The organism is Aliinostoc sp. HNIBRCY26, assembly GCF_050235535.1.
Lineage (GTDB): Bacteria > Cyanobacteriota > Cyanobacteriia > Cyanobacteriales > Nostocaceae > Trichormus.
On sequence record NZ_CP189852.1, the window covers coordinates 4,063,427 to 4,076,078 of the forward strand.

Annotated in this window: 11 protein-coding genes; 4 read left to right on the forward strand and 7 right to left on the reverse strand. The window is 42.0% G+C overall.

Annotated features, from left to right (window positions below):
- Positions 1 to 86: 86 nt before the first annotated feature.
- The 4 genes from ACQFX9_RS17270 to ACQFX9_RS17285 form a co-directional block, all read right to left on the reverse strand.
- A complete protein-coding gene (locus tag ACQFX9_RS17270; protein ID WP_427157201.1) occupies positions 87 to 2,096 on the reverse strand; it encodes a protein kinase domain-containing protein in 2,010 nt (669 codons plus the stop codon).
- 31 nt (positions 2,097 to 2,127) lie between these two features.
- On the reverse strand, positions 2,128 to 3,819 hold the full coding sequence (locus tag ACQFX9_RS17275; RefSeq protein ID WP_427157203.1) for a protein kinase domain-containing protein: 1,692 nt from the start codon (positions 3,817 to 3,819) through the stop codon (positions 2,128 to 2,130).
- Between the two features lie 266 nt (positions 3,820 to 4,085).
- The gene (locus ACQFX9_RS17280; RefSeq protein ID WP_427157205.1) at positions 4,086 to 5,177 is read right to left on the reverse strand and encodes a tetratricopeptide repeat protein; all 1,092 of its coding nucleotides are present in this window, start codon (positions 5,175 to 5,177) and stop codon (positions 4,086 to 4,088) included.
- A gap of 70 nt (positions 5,178 to 5,247) precedes the next feature.
- On the reverse strand, positions 5,248 to 5,877 hold the full coding sequence (locus ACQFX9_RS17285; protein ID WP_427157207.1) for an RNA polymerase sigma factor: 630 nt from the start codon (positions 5,875 to 5,877) through the stop codon (positions 5,248 to 5,250).
- Positions 5,878 to 6,074: 197 nt separating this feature from the next.
- Between ACQFX9_RS17285 and ACQFX9_RS17290 the strand changes: the two genes are divergently transcribed.
- Complete coding sequence (locus ACQFX9_RS17290; protein ID WP_427157209.1) at positions 6,075 to 6,671, forward strand: glyoxalase-like domain protein; 597 nt, start codon at positions 6,075 to 6,077, stop codon at positions 6,669 to 6,671.
- A 201-nt stretch (positions 6,672 to 6,872) separates the two neighbouring features.
- Here the strand turns inward: ACQFX9_RS17290 and mnmA are convergent, their stop codons facing one another.
- The gene (mnmA, locus tag ACQFX9_RS17295; protein WP_427162923.1) at positions 6,873 to 7,958 is read right to left on the reverse strand and encodes a tRNA 2-thiouridine(34) synthase MnmA; all 1,086 of its coding nucleotides are present in this window, start codon (positions 7,956 to 7,958) and stop codon (positions 6,873 to 6,875) included.
- A gap of 245 nt (positions 7,959 to 8,203) precedes the next feature.
- Here mnmA and ACQFX9_RS17300 point away from each other — a divergent pair, with 245 nt between their 5' ends.
- Complete coding sequence (locus tag ACQFX9_RS17300) at positions 8,204 to 8,926, forward strand: hypothetical protein (protein WP_427157211.1); 723 nt, start codon at positions 8,204 to 8,206, stop codon at positions 8,924 to 8,926.
- A 141-nt stretch (positions 8,927 to 9,067) separates the two neighbouring features.
- Here the strand turns inward: ACQFX9_RS17300 and ACQFX9_RS17305 are convergent, their stop codons facing one another.
- Both ACQFX9_RS17305 and dapB read right to left on the reverse strand, forming a co-directional pair.
- The gene (locus tag ACQFX9_RS17305) at positions 9,068 to 9,760 is read right to left on the reverse strand and encodes a phosphate ABC transporter permease (protein WP_427157213.1); all 693 of its coding nucleotides are present in this window, start codon (positions 9,758 to 9,760) and stop codon (positions 9,068 to 9,070) included.
- Positions 9,761 to 9,916: 156 nt separating this feature from the next.
- On the reverse strand, positions 9,917 to 10,753 hold the full coding sequence (gene dapB / locus ACQFX9_RS17310; RefSeq protein WP_427157215.1) for a 4-hydroxy-tetrahydrodipicolinate reductase: 837 nt from the start codon (positions 10,751 to 10,753) through the stop codon (positions 9,917 to 9,919).
- Positions 10,754 to 10,977: 224 nt separating this feature from the next.
- Here dapB and ACQFX9_RS17315 point away from each other — a divergent pair, with 224 nt between their 5' ends.
- Both ACQFX9_RS17315 and ACQFX9_RS17320 read left to right on the forward strand, forming a co-directional pair.
- The gene (locus ACQFX9_RS17315) at positions 10,978 to 11,754 is read left to right on the forward strand and encodes a GTP-binding protein (RefSeq protein ID WP_427157217.1); all 777 of its coding nucleotides are present in this window, start codon (positions 10,978 to 10,980) and stop codon (positions 11,752 to 11,754) included.
- Positions 11,751 to 12,563, forward strand: coding sequence for a metallophosphoesterase family protein (locus ACQFX9_RS17320; RefSeq protein WP_427157219.1), 813 nt, complete (start codon positions 11,751 to 11,753; stop codon positions 12,561 to 12,563). Before ACQFX9_RS17315 ends, ACQFX9_RS17320 begins: the two co-directional genes overlap by 4 nt.
- The last annotated feature ends 89 nt before the right edge of the window (positions 12,564 to 12,652 follow it).

The following is a 12,652-nucleotide window of genomic DNA, read 5'->3' on the forward strand; positions in this document are numbered from 1 at the left end:
TACCCGACTTTTTAAAAAAGTCGGGTATCCATAACCTATGGCCTCTCCCCAGCGCGGAAAGAGGTTTGGAGAGGGGTTTTTCTTCCCTAATTGGGTGTGGGTATTTCTGTCGGGGTGTCGCTGGGTGTGGGTGTTGGTGTGGTGGTTTCCGTGGGAGTTGGTGTTGGTTCTGGAGGGTTGGGATTTTCCACTGTTAGGACGAGTTGATAATTTTGTGATGTGGAAGCAGTGGACACCAAAACAAATTCGTAAAACCCTGATTCTGGTAATTCTGTGGCTAAAGTCCGTTGAGGGGAATCTTCTAAGAACGTTACTTTCCCAGAAGGAGAATAAATCGATAATAAGACTTGGGAATTGGCTTCTACCTCAAAATCTAAAGTTTGATTTTGGGCTAAATCAGCAATAAAAACTTTACCCTCCCCAGGTTTGAGACTACCTTCGAGAGTTTTACTAGTAGCACCAGGATCAAAGACAATTTTTTCTAAAGCACTCCCGCTAACGATCGCATTCACTTTATCACTAACAAAGGCTTGCCAAACTTGCCCGATGGGTTGACTGATAAAATTTTTACCCTTCCGTTCTGGAAAAACATTAAAGAAAGCCGCATCACCTAAATCATACAAAGCGCGGCTGCTCACATTAACTTGATTGACATCTACCTTCCAGCGATTGAGATCAGCGTCCGTGTAAGTACCTAATTGTCTTCTGGCTCTGGGACTCAAAGGGTCAAGTTTTTCTAGTAAATTACCCGCAACCTGATCCCATTGGGCGCGTAAATTTTCGTCTTTTGGTTCATCGCTGAGGGTTTGTCCCCGTAAACTGGGATTTTGTTCCCAAAACACTTGGTTAACTAAGTTCACATAGAAATTAAAATCTACACCCAATTGTTGACGACGGGTGTTTAATGTTTGCTTGCGTCGTCTTTCGGCTGGGGAATATTTATCTAGAGGGTTGGTTGGTTGGGTAATTGTGGGTGTGGGTGTTGGTGTGGAATCAACGATGATGGGATCATCTTTTTTTCCACTCAATCCCCACCAGATTAAGCCTCCAGTTATGACTAAAGCCAATACAGCCAAAAAAGTTTTAGTAGGTGTCCATTGATTTTGGGGTGTAGAGGGAATTGCGGCTGGGGGAGTGGGGGAAATTGGAGGAAGAGGGGAAGCGGCGAGGGTGTCTGCGGAGGTAGGCGCGATGGTGGGATTGGGGGCTTGAGTAGGGGGATAATATACTGGTGTGGGGTTGAGTGCGTCTAGAACTTGTTGGGCTGACTGATAGCGATCGCCAGGGCGAGGAGCTAACATTTGATCTAAGACTTGCCCTAACACTGGACTCAGAGTAATTTCCCTTCTCCATAGCCAAGACATATTGTAATTATCTAACAATTCTTGGGGTTGTTTCCCTGTCAATAAAACTATGGCTGTCACCGCCAAAGCGTATAAATCACTGTGGGGAGAGACTGCGCCTGTTTGCATTTGTTCTGGTGGTGCAAATCCTACCTTACCTAGTAAGGTAGCGGCTGGAGGTGGTGCGCCTACTCCTGGTTGATAATATTGGGAAGCAACGGCGGCTACCACTTGTTTCACACCACCGAAATCAATTAATATTGGTAACTGGTCAACAGTCCGAAGAATTAAATTATCTGGTGAAATATCACGATGAATTACACCCAAAGAATGGATGTAACTCAATACTGGTAAAATTTGCTCTAAAAGTTGTCTAATTTCTAATTCTGTAAATCTTAAACCCTGTTGTCTTCGGGTATTTAATAACGCGCTATAAGTTTGTCCTTCGACGTAATCTTGAACTAAAAATAAATATTCTTGTCCGGCTAATTTAATATGAAACTGTTCCCGAAAGCGGGGAATTTGGGGATGTTGCAGTTTGTATAAAACGCTAGCTTCTCTCTGAAATAACTCTTGCGCCTTTTTGACAACATACTCACTTTGAACTTGGGGGGAAAACTCCTTTAAAACACAAAGTTCTCGAAAACGGTTAATATCTTCAGCTAAATAAGTACGTCCAAAACCCCCCTGACCGAGTTGACGTATAATCACATAGCGATCGCCTAAAGTTAGCCCTGGTTGAATGTTAGTCATTAGTTATTAGTCATTAGTCATTAGTCATGAGTTATCTACTTTGTCTGGCTTGACTGACTTGCTCAGCTGCGATCGCATACCAAACTTGTCTTAAGGTGTTCGGATTTAGTTTCCCACGCTCTTGACCTGGAAACAACTTATCGAATTTTTGATTGGTGTCTCGGTTGAGATCATTGACTGTATAGTTTCCTAGTTGTCCTGAACGGGCTTGTCTCCTCCAATTTTCATAATCTCTTTCTGTGTAGCTTCCTAGTTGACGGCGTGCGTTTGTACTGAGGTTAGCCTGTTCTATTTTATTTAATAAATCTGCGCCTACAGCCGCCCATTCATCGCGTAAAGCTGCATCTTCTGGTTTAGAGGTGAGGCTGCGTCCTTTCAATTCTGGTTTTTGGGCATAAAATAATTCATCTACTGTCTGAATAAAAAAGTTGTCGGGAACTTCTAACTGTTGACGACGGCTTAAAACTTGACTGAGGCTCACCTTATCTTTACCACTTACTGGTTGAGCAATAGGATTAGGTAAAGATGGCAGTTGCGGTAAAGGAATTTGTGGTGCTTGAATAGATGACACGCCTTTAATGATGGAATTGACTACAGCCCAAGTCCCTGCGCCTGTCAAAATCACTATAGCCGTACCGCCAAAACTCACAGCAAACGGACGCAACCAAGCAGGTAGAGGTAATTTTTGCGATGCTAGTTGAGTTTTGTTATGCAGCTTACTGACAATCGCCCCAGCTTTGCGTCCTGGGGCAACAATCATGGTTTTAATCTTGGTAAGATGGGTCACGGGTGCTTTTGTTACGTCTGGTGATGGTAAATCTTTGAGGATTTGATCAGCATTTTGATAGCGATCGCTTGGTTTATAAGCAAGCATTTTTTTCAACACAGCCTCTAACTTAAAGCTGACATTGATTTCCCTACCCCAACGCCAAATCCCCTGATAACTGTCATATAATTTTTGCGGTTCTTTCCCTGTCAGTAAGACTAAAACTGTCACCGCTAAAGAATATAAATCACTGTTTTTATAGACTTTTCCTTGGCGTAGCTGTTCTTCTGGTGCGTAACCTTTTTTTCCTAAAAGTGTGTAATTACCCGCCAACTGAGTGAACCAAAAACCTTGGGAAGCTGGTAATTGTTTCACTCCACCAAAATCAATCAGTACAGGTAAATTATCAGAACGTCGCCAAATCAAATTATCCGGTGAAATGTCGCGGTGGACTACATCTTGGGAATGTATATAGGATAAAACTGGTAATATTTTTTCTAAAAAATTAATAATTTCTGCTTCAGTGAAAGTTTTCCCTTGACTCTGACGCTCTTCTAAGAGTTTGTCAAAATTATCACCATCTATATAATCTTGGACTAAAAAGAAAAACTCCTTACTCCCAAGAGTTACTTGAAATGAATTATGAAACATGGGAATTTGAGGATGGTTGAGTTTTTTGAGGACATTCGCCTCTCGCTCAAATAACTCCCTAGCTTTTTGTAAATCCTGTTTTTCCGTGACTTGGGGTGCAAACTCTTTGAGTACACAGGTTTGATTTGATTTTTTTGTATCCTCAGCCAAATAAGTTCGTCCAAAACCACCCTGTCCCAATTGACGAATCACTCGATAACGATTGTCTACAATTTGTCCAGCAGCAAGAGCCAACGGTTCGCCGCAATGAATGCAAAAACGATTACTGCTAATGTTTGCGTGTTTTTTACTGCAATATACCTGCATGGCTCTGAAGGGTATGGTGATGGTTTTTATAAATTACTACAACCAATACAGTTCTATTTACGAATATTCTCTCAGGAAAGTTGGGGATTGGGGATATAAGGTAAAAGGCAAAAGTAAAAAGAAAGAAAAAGATTCTTTTGGCTTTTTACTTTTTCTGGATTGGGAGTATAAGTACCATTAGACGTTTGAGGGTAGGCTGTATGACCTACCCTAGAGGAAAATTTAGAATATTTTTGGCGGGAAATCGCTAAAATATACAGAATTAACTACTTTCCACGCCGCTTTAACATTTGGGTGAGGCGATCGCGTAATACTACTTCCTTTCTACTGTCTTTGAGGTTTTGTGAGAGTATGATAGCTCTTTCGTAGAAATTTTGGGCAGTGGGATAGTTACCTAACAACTCGTACAGTTGTGCGTAGGATTCAAAGGATCTTAATTGTTCTGGGAGATTTTGTAGTTCTTGCGCGAGAATTAAACGCTGTTGGAGTAATTCAAAGGCGCGTTCGTAGCGTCCCGCCGCCGTGTGTGCGGTAACTAAGCCATCAATGGCGCGGATTTGATTGGCGCGATCGCGATTTATTCTCGCCATTCCCATCGCTGCGCCATAAGTACCTATGGTGGCTTGATAATTACCAGCTTCTAAATAAGCGTCACCTAAGTTATTTAATGTATTTAATTCACCGCGCAAATCACCACTGCGGCGACGGTAAATTAAGGCTGTTTCATATAGTTTAATGGCTTTGTTGTAATCACCCTGTCTAGCGTACACCAAGCCTAAATTACTTAAAGATAAGCCTTGACCCTCAATATTTTTGACATTTTGAGCAATTTTTAAGGCTTCTTCCAGCATTTGATCGGCGGGAGCAGGTTGACCGGATTGTAAAAATAAAGTCCCGATATTATTTAAAATGAAAATCTGCGATTGAAAATCTTGGGTATCCCGTGCGATTCCTAACTGTCGCCTAAGTGCGTCTTCACCTTCTTTGTAGCGTCCTAGTTGAATGTAAGCTTTTGCTAATAAATCATAAGTCAATCCCTTAGCACGGAAGTCACCGATAGCGTGATAAATCTTGAGTGCTTGTAACCCTGCATCAATAGCTTTTTCAGGATAACCACCATCATAGTGTTTTTGAGCAACGCGCAAGAGAGCATCTGCATCATCTCTTGATTGTCTACCAAAGGAATTACTTGAGGGTCTGTGCAATTGTTCTGTGATATCAGCTGCATTCGCCATCACAGGATTCAGCACTACAGCCAACAGTACCAGAGAATAACTAAAAAACTTATATTTATTCACCAACCAATAGCTTGGAGTTCTAAGGGAGGGGAAATTTAACATTGTAGGCTGTTGTCTCATAAAACTTACCCCTGGAATTTGGGCTAAATGGTAATATTAAGACTACCTGCTTACGCATATATACTTAAAATTATGACTTGACTAAATCCTCTCCTAAGTAGATAGCGCGGATATCTGCGGGTAATTTGTCCTCTAACATACGATAGCCTTCCTGGAGAAAATTGGCTACTTCACCCGGCGTAATCTTTTCCCCTTCCGCTTGTAGGTAAGCCGCAATGCGCGTCTCGCTCCAGTGAAAAGTCTGCGCCATTAAGACAATTAATCTTAAAATGGGTGGCAGTCGGTCTAAAGCCTGTTCCACATAGCACCAAAACGGCGGAGATGTAGTTTGCAAGGAATAATGAATGGCTTCTGTAGGTGGTAACTGAATTTCGTTAATGCAAACGGCTGTAATATTAATCAGCCAATTTTGCAAAGTCATACCTTCTTGACCTGGTAGGGGGTTGTTTAAATCCAGTCCGCCGAGTTCATAATAGATATGTCGCCAAGTCAGGGCAAATAAATACTCAGCTTGCACAGGCGATCGCGCTGAATGTTGAATCAAGGTGTAAACTATCGGGCTATAACGGCAAAAAATCACTGTAAAGAACTTGCCATCATCAGGATGATGTTGAAACAAATCCAGTAATTCTTGGTCACTATGATGAAACAGTGACTTGACTAAAGGGTGGTTGGTTTCAGGAAATTGAGGAATTTGCATGAGTCTGCCGGTGGATAGTGATTAAGATAGTATTAGCAATATAAAGTTTTAGAGTCAGCAGTATAATATCTTGATGTTGCTGTCTTTGGGGTGGAGGCTCAGACAAGTTTAGTCTTGGTACACTAAAATAAACACCCCTTTTAAGTCCTGATCGACAATAATAAAAGCGGATATCTTATATAATTTCTAATTTGTTCATGGTTATAGCAGCTAGTGTGATATCGTTTCTGCTCACGCCTTTGACTTTAGGCTCTTTTTTACCGTCCCTTCCCCTAGATAGCCTATTTTCCACTCAAGGCATTATGGTGATGCTCCTAGCAGCCTATGCGGGTGCTATGTGGCTATTCCTCACCAGCGCGCCCAAAGTGCATACTGTGATGGTGTCTGATTTAGAGATTGCCCGACAATTATATGAAGGTCTACTAGATTTACCCGCCGCAGAAGTACCACTGCACTACTACTACAACTACGAACAAACCATAGGCGCGACGGGGATCGACCCACTATATATGTCCACCAGTCCCACTTGGTCAGGGAAGACAACCAGCAACGCTAATGATGGACTGTGGTATCAACTAAAGAAAAACACCCAACTGCACGTTATTACCGGCGCGAGTTTGGGAATGAAAAATCAGCAGCGTCACGTTTGTTTTGACCGTGACTGCTTAGAAATGATTTTATTGCGGGTAGAAACACGCGGATTAAAATTTAAGATTCGCTCCCAAAAGCCCCTCAATTTTTTGGTGAAAGACTATGAAGGGCGGGTGATTGAAGTAGCTGAAGTAGCGAGTTAGTCATTAGTCATTAGTCATTAGTCATTAGTCATTAGTCATTAGAAAAGTAGGTTGGGTTAAGCATAGCGCAACCCAACTGAGTCTATGACTAACCAAGCTACTCACAGCCCCGCTTTCGCCAACAGTACCGACTAAACGCCGCACTACCTCTAACAGCACTCCCTACTGACTATTCATTACTCATTACTCATTACTCATTACTCAGCACGGGCTAAACGCCCCGCTTCCGCTAACAGCACTCAGTTCAATAATTCCCCCACCAAGAACTTTCTCACCGTCGTACCAAACAGCCGCTTGTCCAGGGGTGATGCTGAATTGGGGTTCGTCAAACACCACGCGCACACGGGAATTTTCCAAGGGGATCACCGTCACTGGTTCAGGACTCGAACGGTAGCGAATCTGCACTTCCGCACGAATGGGGGAAGTGGGTTCAGCCATAGATACCCAATTAACTCGGCTAACTGTACATTCTGGTTGAGTAGCTTTAGTGCGATCGCCGACTACTACTCTATTATTTACCGCATCTAATTCAATTACATACAACGGTTCAGCCGCCGCAATTCCTAAACCTTTGCGCTGACCAATGGTGTAATGATGGACACCATCATGTTGTCCCAACACTTTGCCTGTGGTATCAACGATATCACCTGTTTTGGGAGCCAGATATTTATCTAAAAATGACCGCATCGAGCCATTGCTTTCTACTAGGCACAAGTCTTGACTTTCTGGTTTATCAGCAGTCTTTAAGCCGTGTTCTGTAGCTATCCGGCGGGTGTCGGCTTTTTGCATTTCCCCTAGAGGAAATAACGACGCAGCCAGTAAATCTTGAGACAAATCATATAGGAAGTAGGACTGGTCTTTATTACGGTCAACAGCTCTTAATAGTTGGTAACGTCCTGTAGTTTCATCGTAGTTTATCCGGGCATAATGACCTGTGGCAATGCGATCGCATCCCAATTGTTCACGGGCATACTGTACCATTGGGCCGAACTTCACAGTTTTATTGCACTGGGAACAAGGTAACGGCGTAATTCCCACACTGTAACCACTCACCAGATAATCAACAATCTGATTTTGAAAGACATCCCGCATATCAACTACTTGATGGGGAATGCCTAATTGTTCACAAATATAAGCCGCGTCGATCATACCTTCAGAGCAACATTGCCCTTTGCCTTTCATTAGCCAAAGGGTCAAACCAATCACTTCATAGCCCTGATGGTGGAGAATAGCGGCGGCGGTAGAACTGTCAACGCCACCAGAAAGACCAACGACGACTTTTTTCATATCTTTTTGGTTAAGCCGGGCGTGATCGCTGCTCTGAATGTAAAAATTTACCTTGCGATCGCCAACTACAATACTCAAGATTTTTAACTGCTCAATTCTAACATATCTGCTTCAAAGCCCCAGTAAAGCAGGACTTCATTCTCATTCTTCTTCAGGTGTTCATTGCCACATTGGCTTACACAATTTAAGCTAGCAATTAGGGAAATTTGCACAAAATTTATAGATCATAAGTTGCATTACTTACTATGTCTAACCAGATAACAGGCACACACATGAAATTACCTATCATGTCTGTCTTCTTAGGTAGTTGTTTATTATTGCTTTCTCATCCCGCCCAGGGACAAATCAGCAAAAGTAATAAAATACTGCTGTCTCAGACTGTCTTAGAAAATTTACCACCCCCACCAGACTACGCACAAAATCAGCCCGTAGAATTTTTTAATCAATACCAACAAGAACAGTATCCTTACAACCAAAGTTTTCAACGCTACTCAGTTTACGTTGAAAGCAACAGTGAATGGACTTTGCAACAAATCCGCCAAAATGTTGAACCCAGCGCATATTTTCGCCAATTAAATGGTCGTTCTGTGATTCAATCTGGGGTATTTAATGAACAAGGCAATGCACAACAACGAGTTAGACAACTCAATGCTATTGGGGTTTATGGTGCCAGAGTTGTCAGTGATGGACAACAAATCCCCTCGAATCCTGGAAATGGCAATCCTGGTAACGTCGGTAGGAAATCCAGGTATTACGTAACTATTCCCACCAAATCACAAGATTTATCAATAGTTGCCAATCAAGTCAGACAGGTTACAGGATTATACGGTTTGGTCGCAGAAAAAAGACAACCACTAGGCCCACACGTAGCCATAGGGCCTTTTAGACAGCGCACTGAAGCCGAAAGTTGGAATAATATTGTTCGCGATCGCGGCTTCGGTAACGCCAGAGTCTATTACGATAGGTAAGAAGAGGCAGGGAGACAAGGGAGAAGTAATAAGTAATGAGTAATGAGTAATGAGTAATGAGTAATAAGTAATGACTCAGCACCGGCTAAACGCCGCGCTACCGCTAACAGCACTCACCACTCACCACTCACCACTCACCACTCACTCCCTACTCCGACGAGGACGACGTGAGTTTTGTCTTCTTGGTTGTCGGTTTTCTCGTAAGCGACTGCTGACTCCATCAAAGAAATCTCTTCTGATGTAAGGATAATCGCTAACCCAGATGTTGCGACTGGGAATATACACATCACTAAAATCGTCAATGCTACTCAAATCTGGACGATTTGACATCACAATCATTTCGGCCATTTGTCCACGGACAATTTCTTTGTGAAAGGGACGTAGTGGTGCTTCTAACTCAACGCTAAATCCTGTATCATCACCGACCTCGATATTAATGCGTTTTTCTCGATTTTCCACAATCACCAATTCGCCTTTGCTATTGACGGTTTCTTGTTTGCCGATTAACTTTTCTGTAATCCACCAATCAAGAATTCGACCCCGAAAAAATCCACTATATTTGTAGCGGCGGCATTTGATATTGCGGATACTAGCTTGAAATATGGGATACCATAGCCAAAACAGGGCAGCAACCACTCCTACAAAAAATAATATCGGGCTAGTAACCAGCCGAAACAGCACCTTTACCAACAGAATTACAGCTACAACCACTACAGAAATCAACAGACGCTGCAAAAAATTAGCAAACTTCCCCCAGTAATACTTGTACTGTGGGCCAGTCGCAATCAAAGGAATGAGTTGTTCAAATTTCTGGCGAGTCAGTGGGACAAGCATAATAGTGCTGAGTAATGAGTGGTGAGTAGTGAGTAGTGAGTGCTGAGTGGTGAGTGCTGAGTAATGAGTTGTGACTGTTGACTAATGAGTTGTGAGTAATGAGTAATGAGTAATGAGTTGTGACTGTTGACTGTTGACTATTGACCATTGACTGTCTTACAGGATTTTTTCTAAGCCATACACTAATGACTTTAACTGTAAAACTTTGCGAATCGCTAGTAAGACTCCTGGCATATAGCAGGCGCGATCGCTGGTATCATGGCGTAAGGTATAAATTTGTCCAGGTGCGCCAAAAATCACTTCCTGATGGGCTATCAGTCCAGGCAAGCGCACACTATGTATTCTAATACCTTCCTCGGCTAAACTACCTCTAGCTCCAGGGATTTTCTCCGTTTCTTCCACAAGTGCTGGGTTAAATGTTTTACCCATCTCTGCTAGTAATTGAGCAGTTTGAATCGCTGTCCCGCTAGGTGCGTCGGCTTTTTGGTTGTGATGCAGTTCGATAATTTCTACATGGTCAAAATACTGCGAAGCGGTAATTGCAGCTTGTTGTAGCAGAACCACCCCGATAGAAAAGTTAGGAATCACTAAACAACCTGTACTAGCTTTTTCGGCAAAATCTGCTAAATTTTGCAGTTGTTCTGGACTTAACCCTGTGGTACCAACTACCGGACGAATTCCATAGGCGATCGCACTCCGCACATTATCGTAAACTGAATCAGGATGAGTAAAATCCACAATTACCCCAGGCGGCCCCTGTCTTTCTCCAGCCACATACCCCAACATTGGTTCTAACTGGTCAGTGATAGGTACTTCCAAAGGTTCTGCTAAACCCGCTAATTCTCCAGCATCTTTACCCTGATGTTCTGCACTGCGGTCAATTGCACCCATTAGATTTAAATCAGGTGCTTGTGCTACTGCCTTCACCACCTCACGACCCATTTTACCAGCCGCACCATTGACAATTACTGGAATAGGAGCTTGATTCGTCATAATTACAACTATAGTTATTTTAGTCAACAGGGAATTATTGTAGAGACTTTAGTGTGTCGGTTGCTAGTTTTTTGTCAAATCGCAGAATGGGGAATGGGGAATGGGGAAATCAAGAGACAGGGGAGACAAGGGAGACAAGGGAGAATTTTATTTTTAATGTCCAATGACTAATGACTAATGAGTAATGACTTTTCAAAATCAATGAAAATGATTATCATTTAAACATGAGTGTAATAAATATAAATGTTGTTGCTGGCCTGGCTGGCTGTGGTAAGACTACTTGGATTTACCAACAAATACAAAATCTATCCGCTAGTGTAAACGTAATTTACTTTAGTCCTGGCACTGGAAAAGTCCCCATTGACCAGACACGCCTGGCGGCGGATTTTCCTCATATTAAGGTTTTTCATGATGGACAAGAAACAGAGTTTTTGCAACAATTAGCAAAATTTGAGACTGCTTATATAGAATTAGGCTTTTATTTAGAACTCACCAGCGTCAAGACAATCTTGAATGGTTTATCTTATCAATCTTTAGCTATTCTGCCACCAACACTGCAACAGTCAGAGTATCATGCTTGGGCAGATAAGATAATTCCAGGTGCAGATATTGATACTAATATTCTTTCTAATCAACTGTGGCGAGTTCCCAGCAATGGACAGGTAATTGATGAAGACAGTTTACAAGAATTTTGGTACGAAATTACTCATGGTGCTTATGGCCAAGTGAGCCGCGCCAAGGGAGTTTTTGATGTGGCTGATGGTAGGTCACTCTACGCAGATTTTGTGGCGGGTGTACCAGCAACCGAGTTTTTAGAATTAGACTTACCACGCCATTTAGCAGGTAGACCAGAAAGATTTAGTGGTTTAGAGGTATTGGGAAATAATTTAGATGAGTCTGCAATGAAGCAAACTTTAGAAGATTGTTATTTATCAGAAGTTGCAATCACACAATACCAACAGCAAGTCAAACAAATTTTATTAGAGGAGAACATCGAGTGAAAATAGCAGTTATGTCCTGCATACATGGTAACTATGAAGCATTAGATGCAGTCTTGCTAGATATTGACCAACAAAAAGCCGAAAAAATCTTTTGTTTAGGTGATTTAGTAGGATATGGCCCATATCCAAATGCAGTAGTTACACAAATTCGTTCTCTCGATATTCCTACCTGTGCTGGTTGTTGGGACGAGGATATTGTTGAAGGATTAAACTCTTGTGAGTGTAGTTATCCTTCCCTATTAGCCGAAAAACGCGGTAAACTCGCCCATGAATGGACACATCAAGAACTGCATTCAGAAAACCGTGATTTTCTAGCTCAATTACCCCACGGCTTAAATTTAGATAACCTAGTTTTCTTTCATGGTAGCCCCCAAAGTAACCACGAATATTTATTACCAGAATTAGATGCGTTTGCTGCTTTAGAACGAGTTATTTCAGCCGATGCAGATGTCTTATTTTGTGGTCACACTCATGTACCTTATATCCGTAATTTAGAAGCTGGTAGCCTACAAGTATGGGTAGAAGGTGTAGGAATAGACAGTAAAGAAATAAAATTTTCTGCACCTTTAAAGCGAATTATCAATGTTGGTTCAGTTGGTGAACCCCGACATGGACGACCCAACGCCACTTATGTAATTTATGACACTGATACCCAGGAAGTAAGTTTACGCGAAGTACCTTACAACTATCAAAAAACCTGTGCAGCCATCATCGAAAAAGGTTTACCTGCTATTTTCGCTTGGCGTTTAGCCCAAGGTTTGGAATATGCAGAAAGGGCTGATGATCCAACTCATGTTTGTACTAGGTAAAGTAAAAAGGCAAAAGGCAAAAGGTAAAAGTATAAATATTTTTGATTTGTACTGTTTTACTCCTTTCCTAGTATTGAGTTTACTAATAA